This is a genomic window from Paraburkholderia elongata (assembly GCF_013177735.1).
Taxonomy (GTDB): Bacteria; Pseudomonadota; Gammaproteobacteria; order Burkholderiales; family Burkholderiaceae; genus Paraburkholderia; species Paraburkholderia elongata.
Map to the genome: position 1 here is coordinate 25,687 of NZ_WOEZ01000115.1, position 17,572 is coordinate 43,258.

The 17,572-nt window shown below is 63.4% G+C and carries 15 protein-coding genes; 10 read left to right on the plus strand and 5 right to left on the minus strand.

Annotated elements, in window-relative coordinates; all coding sequences use genetic code 11:
* Positions 1 to 31: 31 nt before the first annotated feature.
* The 4 genes from styC to GNZ13_RS21500 form a co-directional block, all read right to left on the minus strand.
* Positions 32 to 499 carry a styrene-oxide isomerase StyC gene (styC, locus tag GNZ13_RS21485; protein ID WP_172167887.1) on the minus strand — a complete coding sequence of 156 codons (468 nt, stop codon included), beginning with the start codon at positions 497 to 499 and terminating at the stop codon, positions 32 to 34.
* A gap of 43 nt (positions 500 to 542) precedes the next feature.
* Complete coding sequence (locus GNZ13_RS21490; RefSeq protein ID WP_172167889.1) at positions 543 to 1,652, minus strand: alkane 1-monooxygenase; 1,110 nt, start codon at positions 1,650 to 1,652, stop codon at positions 543 to 545.
* Positions 1,653 to 1,699: 47 nt separating this feature from the next.
* Complete coding sequence (locus tag GNZ13_RS21495; protein ID WP_172167891.1) at positions 1,700 to 3,184, minus strand: aldehyde dehydrogenase family protein; 1,485 nt, start codon at positions 3,182 to 3,184, stop codon at positions 1,700 to 1,702.
* A 100-nt stretch (positions 3,185 to 3,284) separates the two neighbouring features.
* The gene (locus tag GNZ13_RS21500; protein WP_172167893.1) at positions 3,285 to 4,040 is read right to left on the minus strand and encodes an SDR family NAD(P)-dependent oxidoreductase; all 756 of its coding nucleotides are present in this window, start codon (positions 4,038 to 4,040) and stop codon (positions 3,285 to 3,287) included.
* A gap of 444 nt (positions 4,041 to 4,484) precedes the next feature.
* On the opposite strand from GNZ13_RS21500, the gene GNZ13_RS21505 reads away from it, so the two are divergent.
* The 10 genes from GNZ13_RS21505 (at position 4,485) to GNZ13_RS53870 (ending at position 16,454) form a co-directional block, all read left to right on the plus strand.
* The gene (locus GNZ13_RS21505; RefSeq protein WP_172167895.1) at positions 4,485 to 7,238 is read left to right on the plus strand and encodes a LuxR C-terminal-related transcriptional regulator; all 2,754 of its coding nucleotides are present in this window, start codon (positions 4,485 to 4,487) and stop codon (positions 7,236 to 7,238) included.
* A 177-nt stretch (positions 7,239 to 7,415) separates the two neighbouring features.
* Positions 7,416 to 8,330, plus strand: coding sequence for an SDR family oxidoreductase (locus GNZ13_RS21510; RefSeq protein ID WP_172167897.1), 915 nt, complete (start codon positions 7,416 to 7,418; stop codon positions 8,328 to 8,330).
* A gap of 153 nt (positions 8,331 to 8,483) precedes the next feature.
* A complete protein-coding gene (locus GNZ13_RS53865; protein ID WP_216674959.1) occupies positions 8,484 to 9,920 on the plus strand; it encodes a 3-oxoacyl-[acyl-carrier-protein] synthase III C-terminal domain-containing protein in 1,437 nt (478 codons plus the stop codon).
* Between the two features lie 31 nt (positions 9,921 to 9,951).
* Complete coding sequence (locus tag GNZ13_RS21520) at positions 9,952 to 11,118, plus strand: acetyl-CoA acetyltransferase (RefSeq protein ID WP_216674962.1); 1,167 nt, start codon at positions 9,952 to 9,954, stop codon at positions 11,116 to 11,118.
* 73 nt (positions 11,119 to 11,191) lie between these two features.
* A complete protein-coding gene (locus GNZ13_RS21525; protein WP_172167954.1) occupies positions 11,192 to 11,962 on the plus strand; it encodes a glucose 1-dehydrogenase in 771 nt (256 codons plus the stop codon).
* 12 nt (positions 11,963 to 11,974) lie between these two features.
* On the plus strand, positions 11,975 to 12,772 hold the full coding sequence (locus GNZ13_RS21530) for an enoyl-CoA hydratase-related protein (protein ID WP_172167901.1): 798 nt from the start codon (positions 11,975 to 11,977) through the stop codon (positions 12,770 to 12,772).
* Positions 12,773 to 12,791: 19 nt separating this feature from the next.
* Positions 12,792 to 14,339 (plus strand): enoyl-CoA hydratase/isomerase family protein, encoded by a 1,548-nt coding sequence (locus GNZ13_RS21535; RefSeq protein WP_172167903.1) that lies wholly within the window; start codon positions 12,792 to 12,794, stop codon positions 14,337 to 14,339.
* Positions 14,336 to 14,800: an FAS1-like dehydratase domain-containing protein gene (locus GNZ13_RS21540; protein ID WP_172167905.1), complete on the plus strand. Its 465-nt coding sequence runs from the start codon at positions 14,336 to 14,338 to the stop codon at positions 14,798 to 14,800. Before GNZ13_RS21535 ends, GNZ13_RS21540 begins: the two co-directional genes overlap by 4 nt.
* Positions 14,797 to 15,216: a MaoC/PaaZ C-terminal domain-containing protein gene (locus GNZ13_RS21545; protein ID WP_154561681.1), complete on the plus strand. Its 420-nt coding sequence runs from the start codon at positions 14,797 to 14,799 to the stop codon at positions 15,214 to 15,216. Before GNZ13_RS21540 ends, GNZ13_RS21545 begins: the two co-directional genes overlap by 4 nt.
* Positions 15,213 to 16,454 (plus strand): acetyl-CoA hydrolase/transferase family protein, encoded by a 1,242-nt coding sequence (locus tag GNZ13_RS53870; RefSeq protein ID WP_172167907.1) that lies wholly within the window; start codon positions 15,213 to 15,215, stop codon positions 16,452 to 16,454. The genes GNZ13_RS21545 and GNZ13_RS53870 overlap by 4 nt, the downstream gene beginning before the upstream one ends.
* A gap of 120 nt (positions 16,455 to 16,574) precedes the next feature.
* Here GNZ13_RS53870 and GNZ13_RS21555 read toward each other — a convergent pair whose 3' ends face one another.
* Positions 16,575 to 17,507 (minus strand): BKACE family enzyme, encoded by a 933-nt coding sequence (locus GNZ13_RS21555; protein ID WP_172167909.1) that lies wholly within the window; start codon positions 17,505 to 17,507, stop codon positions 16,575 to 16,577.
* Positions 17,508 to 17,572 lie beyond the last annotated feature (65 nt).

The following is a 17,572-nucleotide window of genomic DNA, read 5'->3' on the forward strand; positions in this document are numbered from 1 at the left end:
GAAAACGGAAAACGACGCCGTGGACAAAGGCTTAGCGCAAAGCCCGATACGCCAGCAGCACAACCGCGACGATGGATACGAGGGTGAATAGCAAGGCAGGCGCGAGGCCGATCACCGTGAACAGGTTGGATGACCCGAACCGGTTGTCCGCAAAGCTCAGCGCGCGATTGGGGGCGAACATCGCCGCCCAGTAAAAGACGGTATTAGCCCACCCCGTGCCCACGAACATCCAGCCTAGGCGGCGCCCGCCAGGCACGTCGAACCCGACCACCGGCATAGCCAGTGCCGCCAGCATGATCAGGAAGGCGTTGAGCATGCCACCGAGGTGTGTGCGCACCCACGCGTCGGTTGAAATCGGCAGGTGCAGTGGAATCGTCTTTCCGGGCCACCACTCGAGTCCTCCTACCAGACTGACAAGCAGGCCCGCGCCTGCCAGCATCCCGATAAGGAGGATGAGTGCGGCATGACCAATCATGCGCCGCTGGATATCGACAATCATGTTCGCGCTCTTCAATGGATCGGTTCGTCAGGGGCGTAGTCCATCAACTGGATGAACTGGCCGTTGCAGGAGGTTGCGCTAGCCAATCTTCCCAACCCGCGCGACGGTTCTGCTCGGCAGCCAGACGGCGCTCTTCCGCGGATGCCCATTCGTTGTCCCAGCGCCGCAGGGCCGGCTTGATGATCAGACTGAACCACACCGGCGGCAACAGCGCCGCCATGAAGCAACCGAACACACTGGGCATGCGGATCGCCTCGCGGTGAGGCACCAACTCGTAGTAGGAGAGATAGGTGTTCAGGTGGTGGTCAGCGTGGTTGGTGATCTCGAAAGCGACCAACCGTGACAGCGGACCGAAGTGATTCCATACATGGCGCTTCTCGATCGGGCTGCCAGCCACGCGCACCTGCCCATAGTGCTGGAAGTAATTGAAGGTCTCGACCCAGAAGCGGGCAATCACCATGGCAACGAGCGCGAGCCCTACCGACGCCCAACCGCCGATCCAGTAGATCAGTGACTGGAACAGCACCTGCGCCAGGATCGCGCGCCAGAGATGGTGGCGAATCGACCAGCGGGCGAAGCCGCGCTTTTCCAGCGCATCCGACTCGATACGTTGGGCCAGCAGTGTGGATTCAAGAACGGCTTTGGGTGCGAACGAATACAGGGTTTCGCCACGCGCTGCAGTGTCGCTGTCGTGAGCAGTGCCCACGTCACGGTGATGACTCACAACATGCGCCTCCATCCGCGTCGGGTCGAGGAAGCATATCTGCGCATAGCGTCCGAACGTGCGGCCGATTCTGCCCCGTGCGTGGTAGAGCTCGTGAGAGGCTGGAACCATCGGCACCACCGAGAGCCATGCGCAACTCATTACGCCGCCGAACATCTGCCAGCCGGTCAGATCATGATGGGCGACAGACCAGGCCAGCATGAGGTACGTGGCCGGTCCCAGCAAGGTCGAAAGCCAGATCGGCACGAAGGCCCAACCCCGGCTTTTCATCTTGCGCGCCTTCAGGTCCAGCGGCAGCATGCTGTCAATGGCTGCCATCAACGGAAAGAAACCGAGGCCGACCCAGACATAGTCACCGCCCATGTAGAGTCCCAGCATGCTTAACGCTTGCGTCAGCGGCGCCAGATAATATTTGAGGTAATCCCACATTTCACGTTCCTCCAGGAGCCCGCAGTGCGGGGCATTTGGGTTTCATTTCAGTCGTCGAGCAACGCGCAGACCGTCTTTGTCTCGGTGTAGGCCAACAGCCCTTCCTCGGACACCTCGCGCCCCCAGCCGGACTGCTTGAACCCGCCGAAGGGCAGTGCTGCGTCGATGATTCCGTGGCAGTTGATCCAGACCGAACCGGCCTCCAGCCTGTGCGCCAGTCGGTGGGCCTTCTTGATGTCACGTGTCCAGATGTTGGCGGCCAGCCCGTAGGGGGTGTCGTTGGCCATTCGGGTAACGTCCTCGACGTCTTTGAACCGCATCACGCTGACCACCGGTCCGAAAATCTCCTCCTGGGCGATCTTCATCGACGGGTCGGCATTGGCAAACACGGTTGGCTCCATGAAGTAACCCTTGTCTCCCGTCTTCTTGCCGCCACAGACCAGCGTCGCGCCCTGCTCCAGCCCTGAGGCGACGTAGCCTAGTACGCGTTCCTGCTGCTTGCCGGAGACGAGCGGTCCCATCATGGTTTCCGGGTTCTGGCCATTGCCCACCTTGAACTGGGAAGCCGCCGCCGCCACCGCCTCAACCACCTGGTCGTATACGCTGTCCTGCACGAACAGCCGGCTGGCGGCAAAGCAGATCTGGCCGGAGTTGAAGAACACGGCAAGCGCCGCGCCGAGGCCGACCTGGTCGAGGTCCGCATCGGCAAAAACGATGCTGGGCGACTTGCCGCCGAGTTCCAGCGAAACCCGCTTCATGTTGCCAAGCGAATACTCGACGATCTGTTTGCCCACTGCGGTCGAGCCGGTGAACGTGATCTTGTTGACGGCGGGGTGCTGGGCCAGCGCAGCGCCGGCTTCGTGGCCATAACCATTGACGATGTTCAGGACACCTTCTGGCAGACCTGCTTCGAGGCAGAGCTCGGCAAGCCGCAACGTGCTCAGCGGAGTGAGCTCCGTGGGCTTCAGCACCATCGTGCATCCGGCCGCCAACGCCGACGCGATCTTCCATGCCCCAAGCGCGAGCGGATAATTCCATGGCGTGATGGCGCCCACCACGCCCACTGGCTCGCGGCGCGTATAGGCGTGGTACTCCTTGCCGTCGAAAGAGACGGGTAAAGTCTTGCCGCCGATCTTGCTGCACCAGCCTCCCATGTAGCGGAACACCTCGACCGTGGACGGTAGATCCAGGACTTTGGCAAAGGTGATGGCCTTGCCGGTGTCGACCGACTCCAGGTAGGCCAGTTCTTCTGCGTGCTCCTCGATCTTGCGGGCAATGTTTTCGAGCAGGCGACCCCGATCGATTGGGCGCATCTTGCGCCAGACATCGCTCTCGAAGGAGGCCCGAGCCGCCTTCACCGCGCGGTCAATGTCTTGCGCTGCGCTACGCGGCACAGCGGCGATCAGGTCCTGGGTCGCGGGATTCTCCACCTCGATGGTCTGGCCCGAAGCGGCGTCCAGCCATTGACCGCCAATGAGATTCTTGTTTTGCACCGCCTTGATTCGGGTTCCGAACTGTACGGAAGTGTCCATCTGACTGTCTCCTGAATTCGATACGTGACTACGGCACATGGGAGCGCGAGCGTTGCGATTCAAATGAAGTTGTCGGCCCGCTGCAGCTGGCCGACGCCCTCTACAGGCTCATGAAGATGCCGCCGTCGACTACGATGTTCTGGCCATTGACGGTCGATGACTCATCGCCTGCGAGCCACAAGGCGGCGCCGGCAATGTCCTGCGGCGTCTGCGCGCGCTCGATGGTTCGCATCTGGGACGCCACCGCCTCGAACTGTTCGTGCTGCGCTGCGTTGGCCACCGCGTTGGGCGAGTGGATATAACCGGGGGAAATCGCGTTGACCGTGATGCCAGCCTTCGCGGCGGCGAACTCGCGAGCCATCGCTCGCGTCATCGCGGCCAACGCGCCTTTGCTCGCCACGTAGTGCAGCATGAACGGGATGCCGACATGCGCAATCACAGAAGCGATGTTGATGATCTTGCCGCCGCCGTTCGCACGCATATTCGGCGACACCGCACTTGCACACAGCCACGGCCCCATGACGTTGACCGCCAGGATTTTTTGCCAGTCAGCAACGGCGAGTGCTTCCATGGGCGTGTAGTTGAGCCCGGTGAAAATGCCGGCGTTATTGACCAGAATATCCACTCGCCCGAATCGATTGATCGCCGCCACGGCCATCGCGTGGGTGCTCTGAGGGTCGGAAACGTCCGTCGTGATGCCCAAGGCATTTTGGCCTATCTCGGCGGCGGCCTCGGCGGCTCCCCGGACGTCGGCCACGACAACGCTGGCCCCCTCCCGGGCGTAGCTCTCGGCAATCGCGCGACCGATGCCTGTCGACGCGCCGGTGATGACCGCGACCTTGTCTTTGAGTCTCATGGTTGGCTCCTTGGTTTATCGCCCCGCCATGCTGCGATGCAGCGACGGTGGTGGACTGGTGCGAGTCCCCGATGCCGATGAATCGGCGCACGGATTCCTCATTGGCGAACTGTTGTAATTAGAATGGCGAGGAGGATTGATAACCCCATCCGAAAGATTGGGGTCCGACTAGGACAAACCCGAGGCATCAAGACACCCGAGCAAGCTCACAATCGGAGAAACCGCCAGAAGAGGCGAGACCTTGACTACCATAAACATGAATATGGTATATGTCACTTACAATGCACAAGTGAACTTAGTTCGGGCGTATCAATGAAAGCGATCTCGCCGCCGGTGCCTCGAGTCACCGTAAGTGGACATGACGACCCACGGGGGTCAGAACCGTCGGATGACGTGGCGGATCAGCACTTTGGGGCAATCCTCGCTGAACATTCTGCGGGTCGCATGAAGCGGGATGAGTGGTCCAGGGGACGTCTGGCACCTCCGGGTTTCGGCTTCGAGTGCGTGCCGACGCGCGCCTTGTCGCAGCTGCAGGCGGACGCTCTGCCCAAGTTGACGGCCGTGTGCGCGCCGCCTGGATACGGCAAGACGGTGCTGCTCAGCCGGGTCCATGAGCACTTGCGGTCGCGCGGCGAGCACTGTCTGTGGCTGTCGCTCGACGACCGCGACCGCGACTTGCTTTCGTTGCTAGCTTTACTGCGTGATGCACTGGCGCAATGCGCAGATGCCCCCGCCGATGAGACCGAAGTTGAGGTGCTGCCGTTCGCCGATCCCGGCGAAATGATGGATAGGGTCGTCGGGCAACTCCGCCGGCTGCCGGGCAGGACTGTAGTCTTCATCGATAACCTGGGCTTGTGCGAGGACTTGCGGCTTTCTGCGCTGCTGGAGCGCCTGGTGTTCGACAGCGGCCCCGAGTTGCGTCTGATCATCTCCAGCAACCGCACACTGCCGATCGACATCGTGCGGGTCAAACTGGAACTGGGCGCGCTTGAACTGCGCGCAGAGCATCTCTGCTTCGATTGCGTCGCGACCCGACGGTTGCTCCAACTGGCGGGCTTTTCTTCGCTCGACGCGACTATGCTCGACCACATTCAGACGCAAACTGAGGGTTGGCCCGCAGCCGTGCGTCTGCTGCAGGTACTGATGTCTGCCGAGCGCGGCGTCGATGCAGGCCCTGTTCAAGGCGTCATTCCTGCAGCGGTGCTGGAGCACTTCGGTGGCGACCAGACGGATATTGCGCGCGTTCTCACGAACCGCGTGTTGGCCGGAATCGAGCCCGCGCGTGTCCGGTTTCTCATGGAGATAGCGCTGGTGCGGGAATTCAGCGCGGAGTTGGCGCAGTACATGACCGGATCTGTTCAGGCCCAGGTATGGCTGGAGGACCTGGTGCTTCGCAACATGCTGATATTCCCAGTGGATCGCAATCGCCGCTGGTTCCGCTTTCATACGCTGTTGCGGGAATATCTGCTGAACGAGGGGCAGGAGCGCCTCGACAACGGTCGCCGCAGGGAGGTATTGCAGCGGGTGGCGAAATGGCATGCCAGCCGTGGCGATTACGTCGCTGCCATCGGGTGCGCACTCGATGCACCCGACGTCGAACTGGCGCAGGACCTGATCGGCCGGGTCGCACGGCAGGTGGCCGGGGACCGTGGGCAGATGACGCTTTTCGTCCAGTGGGTTGACCGTTTGCTCCTCGCCGGTGGCCGTGTGCCGGCGGAAGCCCAGGGCTGGTATGTATGGGCCTTGTGCCACACGATGCAGTACGAACGTGCGCGGCTTGCATTGGACGTGTTCGACCGTCGTTTGCAGCAGGGCACGGTGCCTGACACGGATGCAAGCCAGGTGAGTGCGGATCTCCCGTTCCTCCGGATGGTCTTGGGCGTATACCTGGACACGCTGGACGTTGCCCATGCCGAAGCGCTGGCCTGGCTTGCCAGCGACCATCCGAACGACCCGTTGCACACCGGCACGGTTACAGCGATCGCAGCCATGGCAGAGATCGATTGCGGAGATCTGGCTGATGCGCAGCAGCACCTGGATCGTGCCGAAGGCGCCATATTGCGTTCGCAAAGCGCCTTTGCACAAGCCTGGGTGGAGATCCTGCGGGCGATGGCCGAACTGGCTCGCGCGCGGCCCGACGTGGCAGACCGACTGTTGATCGAAGCGCGTGCGAATGTGGCTGCCCAAATCGGGGAGGATGCTGGCGTCGTCGCGGCGATCGACTTCGTGCACGCGCGTGCCCTGGTGGACTCGGGGCGACTTTCGGAAGCCCTCCTGCCAGCCCGTCGTGGGCTGGCCCGTGCGCATCACCACGGCGTGGTCATGTCCGCCGAATCGGGCCTTGGCGCGTGCGTCGCCTTGTTGCCTGACCAGCCCGAGGATGCGTTGTCGGAGTCGGCGCTTGATCGAATCGCCCGCAGCTATCCGCCCAGAGTGCTGAGGCTGCTGTCGGCCCAGCGCGTACGCCGGCAATTGCGGTTGGGAAATACCCAGGAGGCGGTGAACCTGGCGGAACGATGCAATCTGCTAACCCCGCGATCACGCCACGCCATCGATCCGCCCATGCGTGCACGCGGCGATTGGCTGCTGGCCGGTATTGAACTGTTGATCGGGAGAGGCATGTGCGAGCAAGCCTTGAACGAGATCAACGCGGCTATGAAGGTTGCTCAGGCTCAAGGGCGCCAGCACGATCGCGTCGAGCTCCTGCTGGCCGCCATGGACGCGCACGTCAGGCTGGGCGATTCGACGAAGGCCTTGCGGGTCCTGTCGATGGCGATCTCATTGGCCTGCCCGGGGCAACTGGTTTATCCCTTCATGGTGTGCGGTAACGCGCTAGGCAAAGTGCTGGACAGCGCCGGGCCGCGCGATTTCGGCTTCGTTCATCCGAATGAAGTCAGGTTTCTCGAGCGGCTTCGGGCACTGGTCGAGCTGCCGGATATGGCCGTCCCCGGCGACGCAGCCGCGACGCCGGTCGGGACCGAGCAGAAGAGCGCGTTGCCGGCGCTGACGGTACGGGAAACGCAGTTGCTGCACCTCATCAATGAAGGTCTCAGCAATCAGCAACTAGCCGACCGGTTGTCCCTGACAGTACCCACCGTGAAGTGGCACCTGAATAACCTCTACACGAAGATAGGCGTGCGCAGCCGATCGGCTGCACTGGCCAAGGCTCGCGCCTACGGCCTGTTGGTCCAGCCCTGATCCAACCGAAATGTTTGCTGACGATTCTTTGACTTTATAGTACACTAGTGTAATATATGCTACGGAACGTAATCAAATGGCTGATTTAGAGCACGACGGCACGAACTTCCCCGGCGAATGACCGGCGGGTGCAGTCGGCAAGTGGGAAGCGGGAAGTTATCGACATCGGGAGCGCGAATGAGCAAGTTGCTGGCAGGAAAAGTCGCATTGATCACCGGCGGAGGCCGTGGCGTCGGCCGGGGCATCGCACTGGCGCTGGCTGCCGCGGGGGCCAGCGTGGTGGTCAATGATCTTGGCGCGGGACTCGATGGCAGCCCGGAGGCGGAACGCCCGGCGCTGGACGTGATCCCGGCCATCGAAGCGCTCGGCGGCCGAGCCGTCGCCGACGGTGGCTCGGTCGCCGATTGGGCGGCCGCGCAAGCCATGGTCCGTGCGGCCGTCGATGCCTTCGGCCGGATCGACATCGTGGTCAACAATGCCGGCATCCTGCGGGATGCGATTTTTCATCGCATGACCGAGCAGGAATTCGACGATGTGGTCTCCGTTCACCTTAAAGGCTGCTTCAACGTGAGCCGTGCTGCTGCCCCGTACTTCAAGGAACAGGGCGGAGGCAGCTTCGTGCACATGACCTCGACCTCGGGCCTGATCGGCAACGTCGGCCAGGCCAACTACAGTGCGGCCAAGCTCGGCATTGCAGCGCTCTCGAAATCGATCGCCATCGACATGCAGAAGTTTGGTGTCCGTTCGAATGCGGTCGCGCCATTTGCCTGGACGCGCATGGTCGACTCCATTCCCAACGAGACGGCCGAACAGAAGCGACGTGTTGATTCTCTGAAAAAATTATTGCCGGAACGGGTGGCGCCCTTTGTCGTCGCCTTGTGCGCCGATGCAGCGTCTGATGTCACGGGGCAGGTTTTCGGCGTACGCAACAACGAAATCCACCTGTTCAGCCAGCCACGGCCGATCCGCAATGCACACCGCGGAGAGGGCTGGACGCCTGAAAGCGTGATCGATACCGCGTTGCCGATGCTGCGCCCGGCTTTCTACGCGCTGGACCGATCCGGAGATATATTCACGTGGGATCCGGTTTGAACTATTCAGGGCGCACGTCTGGCATCGTTCATTCCAGACACCCGGTTTTTTGCTTGTCTCATTTAGTTCGCTAGTGTACTGTATGCATCATCACATCATGACGCGATCGAGCACAGGAAAAGGATGACGGACCCAATCAACCGCGGACACGGCGTGCTCGCCACCAGCCGCTATCTGCCTCGCCTGAGGCTTGATCGAGCCGCAATTTTCGCCCAGCACCAATGGATGGCACCCGGGCTCAAATCGCTGGCGCGCGGTATGCGCACCATGGCCTCATGGGATGAAGACAGTGTGACGATGGCGGTCGAGGCGGCACGGGAACTGGTCCGGGCCGCGCCGTCCATCGAACTGGGCGGATTGACGCTGACGTCGACCACCCTACCCTTCGCCGAAAGATCGAATGCCGGCATCGTTGCATCTGCGCTAGGTTTGCCCGAGGCCCTGTTGGTGCGGGACCTGAGTTCCAGCCCCCGCGCCGCCGCAACCGAGTTGGTCGCCCTGCTGCGCCAGGGCGGCGGTCCGGCACACATGCTGGTGGCCTCGGATCGCCGCCTCGCCAAGCCTGGCAGTCCACAGGAGATGATATACGGCGATGGCGCAGCCGGAGCGGTAGTGGGCAGCGGCCTTCCGATCGCCACGCTGGTGGCGAGCCACAGCGTGCATGCCGACTTCGTTGACCGTTTCCGCGCCGCCGGTCAGACCTACGACTACGGCTGGGAGGAGCGCTGGGTACGCGACGAAGGCTATATGAAAGTGGCCCTGCCGGCGGTACGTCAATGTCTGACCAGTGCCGGCGTGGATGCCGCTGATATTGCTCAATTCGCGATGCCGGCACCGATCAACCGCATCAACGAGGCGATGGCCAAAAAGCTGGGCATCCGCACCGAAGCCCTCGTCGCAGTCGGCTCGGAACAGGCAGGTGATCTCGGTACGGCGCAGCCGCTTGCCCTCCTTGACGTGGCACTTCGTCGTGCCGCACCCGGCGAACTGGTGCTGCTGGTCGCGTTCGGCAGCGGCTGCGACGCATTGCTGCTGCGCCGCACCGAAGCGCCCTGCCCTGGAACTGTGCCGTCCGCAGGTCGGCCGGAGACAAGCTACATGAAGTACCTCTCATTCACCGGCCAGATCGCGCTCGAATGGGGCATGCGCGCCGAGATGGACAACCGGACGGCACTGACCGCCGCCTGGCGTGAAGGCGCCCGCGTAGCCCACTTCGAGGCCGGAAGATGCTCAGCCTGCGGTACCACGCAGTTTCCCCGTTCGAGCCTGTGCGTCAACCCGATCTGCCGTGCGCAAGACACCCAGACGCCCCAAAGCCTCGTCGACACCGGCGCACGTGTGCTGTCACACACCAGCGACTGGCTCGCTTACACGCCGGCGCCTCCCTTCCAGTTCGGCCACATCGACTTCGACGGTGGCGGACGTGTACTGATGGAGTTCGCTGACACCGACGCTGGCGAGCTGAGCGTTGGCGTGCCGCTGCGCATGGTGTTCCGCGTCAAGGAATACGATACCAGACGTGGCTTCCGCCGCTATTTCTGGAAAGCAACGCCCGTGCGGGCGGTAGAGCAAGGAGCATCCGGTGGCTGAAGGTATACGCGACAAGGTCGCCATTCTGGGGATGGGTTGCACGCGTTTTGGCGAACGCTGGGACAGTGGCCCGGAAGATCTGATGCTTGAAGCTTTTAACGAGGCGATGGCCGACGCGTGCATCGAAATCGGCCAGATCGAAGCCGCCTGGCTCGGCGTCTGCCTTGAAGAAAACAACGTCGGCAAGACCGCAGGACCGCTCGCGCAGGCGCTGCGGCTGCCTAGGATAGCCGCCACGCGGGTAGAGAACGCCTGCGCCACCGGCACGGAAACCTTACGCGGCGCCGCGTATGCGGTGGCCGCCGGCGCCTACGACATCGTGCTCGCGCTGGGCGTCGAGAAGCTCAAGGACACGGGCTACGGCGGCCTGCCGGTGCGAACGCGCGGCGTCAACAATGACCTGTGGCTGCCAAACGCCACAGCGCCGGGCGCTTTTGCGCAACTGGCGGCGGCTTATGCCGCCAAGCATGGCGTGGACAAGATCGATCTCAAGCGCGCCATGGCGCACATCTCGGTCAAGAGCCATGCTAACGGTGCTCTGAACCCAAAGGCCCACCTGCGCAATCTCATCAGCGAGGAGGATGTGTTCAAGGCGCCGATGATCGCCGAGCCGCTTGGCCTCTACGACTGTTCCGGCGTGAGCGACGGCGCGGCCTGCGCGATTGTGACTACACCCGAGATCGCACGCTCGCTCAAACCGGGTGCGGAAATTGTCAGCATCAAGGCGCTCGAAGTCTCAGTCAGCAATGGCGAGGAGGCCGCATTCAGCAGTTGGGACGGCGCTCACATCGCAACGGCGCGCACAGCCAGCGCGCGCGCCTATCGCAGTGCCGGCATCACGGCTCCGCGCGAGCAGGTCCATATGGCGGAGGTGCACGACTGCTTCTCCGTTACCGAGGCGGTGCTGATGGAGGACCTGGGGTTCAGCGCACCTGGCCGCGCGATCTACGATGTACTGGATGGGGTGTTCGACCGCAACGGCCTGCTTCCCGTGCAACCTGACGGCGGGCTCAAATGTTTCGGCCATCCGATCGGCGCATCGGGACTGCGCATGGTCTACGAAATCTACCAGCAAATCCTCGGACGGGCGGGCGAGCGTCAGATCAAGCGCATCGACCTCGGATTGACGCAAAACCTGGGCGGTCATCCGCATCAGAATGTCAGTGCCGTGGCGATCATCGGACGTCACAGGGCCTGAGCGCAGATCCATGCCGATCCGCCGTCGGGCGCGAGCAGCGAAACATATCCACTCTTTTCAGGAGACGCAGCACATGAGAGGACTCAAGGGAAAAACCGCCATCGTGACCGGCGCGGGAAGCGGCATCGGCCGCGCAATCGCCCTGCGGCTTGCGGCCGAAGGGATCACCGTCGGCGTCTTCGACATCAGCGAGAAGGGGGCGAACGAGACAGTCGCCGCGATACAGGAAGCCGGCGGCAAGGCCATCGCGGCGATCGCCGATATCACCCAATACACGAGCGTGGTGGAGGCCTTGAAGGCCTTCGAGGAAGCGGCTGGCGCGGGTACTGACATTCTCGTGAACAACGCTGGCTGGGACACGCCGATGCCTTTCCTGAAGACCGACGAGGCCTTCTGGAAGAAGGTCGTCGAGATCAACTGGTTCGGCCCACTCCACGTGACCCATGCGGTGGCCCAGGGCATGGCGGCCCGCAAGGCCGGACGCATCATCAACATTGCATCCGACGCAGGCAGGGTCGGCTCGAGCGGCGAGGTCGTCTACTCCGGTTGCAAGGGCGCGACCATCGCGTTCGCAAAGGCTCTCGCGCGTGAGCTCGCACGCAACCAGATCACCGTCAACAACGTGTGCCCCGGTCCGACCGAAACGCCCGCCATGGAAGCCTTCGTCGGCAGCGGCGAGCAGGGCCAGAAAATCCGCGACGCCATGGTGCGGGGCGTGCCGCTCGGGCGCATTGGCCTGCCTGACGATTACCCTGGTCTCGTCGCGTTTCTCGCGAGTGAGGACGCCGCTTTCATCACCGGCCAGACGATCAGCGTCTCGGGCGGTCTCACCATGCACGGATAAGGAAAACTGAAAATGAGCACCAGTTACAAGGATGTCCTCTACGAAGTTCGCGACGGCGTGGTCCGCATCACGATCAACCGGCCCGAAGTCTACAACGCGTTCCGCCTGCAGACGCTCGAAGAACTGATCGACGCTTTCCAGCAGGCGGGCGAGGAGAAGTCGGCCAATGTCATCGTATTCGCCGGCGCCGGCGACAAGGCGTTCTGCACTGGCGGTGACCAGAAGGAGCATCTCAGCGAAGATGGTCTCTATGGTCCGCGCGGCACGGTGGGCATGCCCATCGAAGAGTTCCAGACCGCGCTGCGCGACGTGCGCAAGGTGACGATCGCCAAGGTGCAGGGCTTCGCCATCGGCGGCGGCAATGTGTTCGCGACCTTGTGCGACCTGACCATCGCCTCGGAGAAGGCCACGTTCGGCCAGGTCGGACCGAAGGTCGGCTCGGTCGATCCGGGCTGGGGCACCGCCTACCTCTCGCGCATCGTCGGCGAGAAAAAGGCTCGCGAAATCTGGTTTCTGTGCCGCCGCTACAAGGCGCAGGAAGCGTTCGACATGGGGCTGGTCAACAAGGTCGTCCCGCACGAGCAACTCGATGCGGAGGTCGACCAGTGGTGCAAGGAGATCAACGAGATGAGCCCCACGGCCCTGACCATCGCCAAACGCTCCTTCAACGCCGACTCGGAAAATATCCGCGGCATCGGGTTTCTCGGCATCCAGACCGTCAAGCACTACTATCAGACCGAGGAGTCGAGGGAAGGCGTACGGGCGTTCAACGAGAAACGCAAACCGGACTTCAAGAAGTATGCCGGCTGACGAACCGAGGGAGTTGCCAATGTTGATTCGCAGCGAGTTGGGCGACGATGGCGTGCTGCTGGCCACCATCGACATGCCCGGGCGATCGATGAACGTGTTCTCCGTCGCTTTGATGGATGCACTCGAAGCCCTGCTCGACGACGTGGAAGCCACGCCCGATGTGCGCAGCGTCGTGCTGACCTCAGGCAAGTCGTCTTTCCTGGCCGGCGCCGATCTGGCGATGGTTCGCGGTTTCACCGAACCTGGACCCGGCGATACCGCGGAGGTGATGTTCAAGCGCTGCGGTCGGCTGGGGCGCCTGTTCCTGCGGGTCGAGGACTCGACCAAGCCCTGGGTGGCTGCGGTCAACGGCACCGCGCTCGGCGGTGGCCTCGAACTGGCGATGGCCTGCCGGGAACGGCTTGTCGTCGACGACGCGCGAGCCCTCATTGGCCTGCCCGAAGTGCGTTGGGGCTTGCTGCCGGGCGCGGGCGGCACCCAGCGGCTGCCCCGGCTTGCCGGCTTTGAGCAGGGCATGTCGATGCTGTTGACAGGTCGCGCCATCACACCGAGGCACGCTGCGGAACTGGGGATCTTCTCACGGGCCTTGCCAGCGCCCGAACTGCTCGCCGAGGCACGCGCCGTGGCGCGCGAACTGCAGGGCCGCTCGCCCGACCAGGCCGCCAAGTACCTCCATCACGCCCAAACCGATGTCCCGGTCCACTCGGACGAGCAGGCACGCCGCATTGCGCGCGCACACGGCGTTTCCGATCCTGATTTCGAACGTTATCCTGCCTACAGCGCGATCATCGACAGCGTGTTGCTCGGCGCACGCAAGGACCTGGCGGAAGCGACCGACATCGAGATGCGGCAATTTCTGCGGCTGATGTTCGACCCGGTCGCAGGCAACATGGTGCGAACGCTGTTCCTCAATCGTCAGCGCGCTGATAGGGAACTGGCGGCGCCACGCGATTTGCGCATCGAACGCATCACGCTCGGCCCGCTGTCCACTACGCGTCGCGCATGGCGGGAAGCCATCGAGAAGTCAAAGCTGGCGCATGCCAGCGATGCTGCATTGTCTGCCGACACGGCGCAGATCGTGGACAGCCAGGGGCGCAGCTATCTCGTCGCCTTACGCACGCTCGACGACGCAGGCGGAGAAGAATTCTTCGACGTCACCGCAGCCGTGCTTTCGCCTGCCGGCCCCTATGGGCGCGCCATGGAAATCGTGGCGACGGACGACGCTGTGGCACAGGCGCTTGCCGCGCTCGCCAACGGTCTCGGCGCCCTGCCCTACCGGACCCGAGCCGCCCGGAGCGCTCTGCTGCGGCTTGCCGCAGCGACGGGCGACAACCCGCTTGACGCGCTCGCACTGAGCGCGTTCGATCTCGCGGCCGACGGCATGGTCGACGACACCGAACTGTTCGACGTCGCGGCATGCGCAGCCGGTATTGCCCCCGCCTTCAGTGGCGGCCCGTTCACCCGCCTGTGGCAGGAGCGCAGTCGGCTGACCGCCCGGCTGCAGGGCCCGGAGGCCGAGACCTGGCGTGCACTCGAGCATCGGCTTGGACCAAGCTACCCATCATGATCGACAGCGCCCACATCGGCTTCACCACCGCGCCCACGTCGGTCACGATTGACGCGTGGAGGGTCAAGCTCTTCTGCCAGGCCATCGGCGAAACCGACCCGGTGTATTGGGACGCCAGCGCTGCGGCCGACGCGGGATATGCGGCTTGTCCGGTCCCGCCCACCTTCCTCAAGGCGATCGAAACCGATCACTTCAACAGCGCGCAGCTCATGGAGCAGCTCGGTGTGCCACTGCGCTCGGTACTGCACGCGGCGCAGCGCTTCGATTACCTCGCACCACTGCATGTCGACGAACGCATCGAGGTCAGCCGACGGATCACCGACAGCTACGACAAGCGCGACGGAGCACTGAGCTTCATCGTGATCGACACGCAGTACCTGCGGGATGGCGTCACCATCGGCACCAGCCGGCAAACCATCGTGGCCCGCAATAGCATCGCAGCCGAGGCATCAGCAGCATGAACGTCGTGTTGAACCCGCCACCCGCGTCCATCCGGCTCGAATGCGGTCCGGTCACCGCACTCGATCTCGCCCTCTATGCGGCATCGTCGTCCGACCACAATCCGCTACACCTCGACGACGAAATCGCGCTTGCTGCCGGCTTCGAGCGGCCTGTCGTGCACGGCATGCTGACCATGGCTTTTGCGGCCAGGCTCCTCACGGCGCACTTCGGCGCGCAGGCTTTGCGCTCGCTGGAGACGCGTTTCGTGAGCGTCGCACAGCGCGGCGCGCGCATCGTCTTGACGGGCACGCTCGAGCGGACGGAAGACCTCATCGCCCACTACGCGCTCAGCGCACACAACGACGCGGGCGAACTCCTGATTTCTGGGAGCGCGCAGATTTCGCTGCGGATGTCTGAGGAAGGAGAGGCGAAGTGAAGCGGCTCGTCGATGCACTGCGGCCGCAGACGCGCGTTTTCGTGCCGGGACTCAGTGGCGAATCTCCACTGCTGCTGCGTGAACTGACGGATGACCCTGAACGTGCGCGCGACGTCGACTTCATCGGCGTCCAGTTTCCGGGCATTGGTCACGCCGACTACTTGAGCGTCCATCCACAGGCGCGGCAGACGGCGTTTTTCATGTCACCGTCGATACGAAATGGCATTCGGGAACAGCGCGCCGACTTGCTGAGTCTGGATTATCCCGGCATTGCCCGCTACCTGAAGCAGTGCATCCCATTCGACCTCGCCATCGGCCACTTCAGCCTGCCCGACCCGGATGGCTGGTGCAGCACGGGCATTTGCGGGGATTTCCTGCCCATTGCATGGCCACGCGCGGCGCGGCGCGTGGCGCATCTCAACCGAGCCATGCCACGCACGGCCAGCGGCTTTCGCGTGCACCTTTCCGAACTCGACGCGGCGGTCGAGTGTGATGCGCCGCTGACCGAGTTCTCCGAAGCCGAAGGGGGCGGCGAAACCATGTCGCGAATCGGCCGGTTGGCGGCCGAGTTCGTGCGCGATGGCGACACGCTCCAGTTCGGTATCGGCTCCGTACCGCTGGCGCTGGCTCGCGCACTGACCTCGCACCGCCATCTCAGGCTGCACACCGGGATGGTCTCGCAGGCAGCGCGCACGCTCGAGGACGCTGACGCACTGGAGCCTGGCGCCACCATCATGACCGGCGTCGCACTCGGCGATGCGGCCTTTTATGACTGGGCCGGCAGCCACCCGCGTCTACGCTTCGCCGACGTGCGTGAGACGCACGACGTGCAGGCGATTGCAGCGAAGACACGCTTTGTCGCCATCAACTCGGCGATGGAAGTCGACCTGTTCGGCCAGGTGAACGCCGAGCGCGGCGCTGGCGTACTGCAGGCCGGCGCCGGCGGCTTGCCGGCCTTCGCGCAAGGCGCGCTGAACTCAACCGATGGCCGCCTCCTGATTTGCATGGCAGCCACGGCAAAGCGCGGCTCGGTTTCGCGCGTCGTACCTGCGCTGGATGCACAGAGCCTTTGCACGCTGCCCCGGCATATGGCCGACGTAGTTGTCACAGAATACGGTGCGGCCCAGGTGCGTGATCTGTCGCTCGACGCCCGCGCCCATGCCCTCATCGCCATTGCAGCGCCGGAACATCGCGCGGCACTCCAGGAAGCATGGGGCACCATCCGTCGCCGCCTTTGAACGGCGGGGGCCAACTTCGCCCCGCTCCATCGCATCCCGCCCTGCTTGAGGCTTCGGAAAGCTTCGATCCGATGCGCCTCGGCACTTGCCGGGACCGCCTCCGCTCGCCGCTCCTGAACCTCAAAAGCCGACCTGATCGGCACCTTTAAGCGACAGAATCTCGCGCGCCTCATCGGGCGTTGCGATTTCCAGGCCGAGCCCCTCGAGGATCTCCCTCACCTTGAGCACCTGCGCCGCATTGGACTCGGCGAGCCGCCCCGCCCCGATCCAGAGACTGTCTTCAAGGCCGACCCGGACGTTGCCCCCCATCGCGGCGGCCATCGCAGCCACTTTCATCTGGTTGCGTCCGGCGCCCAGCACCGACCAGCGGTAGTCATTACCGAAAAGCCGGTCGGCCGTGCGCTTCATGTGCATCACGTCGTCCGGATGGGCGCCAATGCCGCCCAGGAGGCCGAACACCGTCTGGACGAAAAAAGGCGGCTTCACCAAGCCGCGCTCGATGAAATGGGCGAGGTTGTAGAGATGCGAAGTGTCATAGCACTCGAATTCATAGCGCGTGCCGCTCGATGACAATTCCTGCAGCGCGGTCTCGATGTCTCCGTAGGTGTTACGGAAGATCAGATCCTTGCTGCCCTCGAGGTAAGGCCGCTCCCAATCGTGCCGGAATTCTTTGAAGCGCTGCAGCATCGGGAACAGGCCGAAATTCATCGACCCCATGTTCATCGAGGCGACCTCCGGCCGCAGTTCGACGGCCGGGCGAATGCGCTCCTGCACCGGCATGTAGGGGGAGCCGCCTGTCGTGAGGTTGATCACCGCATCGCACGCGCTTTTGATGCGGCCGAGGAAAGGCGTAAACGCCTCCGGCCGCTGGTCGGGCTTACCCGTCACCGGATCGCGCGCATGCAGGTGAATGATCGCGGCACCTGCCTGAGCAGCGGCAATGGACGATTCGGCGATCTCCTCGGGCGTCACCGGCAGATGCGGCGACATCGACGGTGTGTGGATTGCACCCGTGACCGCACAACTGATGATGACTTTCTTTTGCTGGAACATGCTTGTCTCCCTGGTGGTTTCTAAAGAGTGAAAAAACGCGACCGCCTGGCGCCTGACCCGTCGAC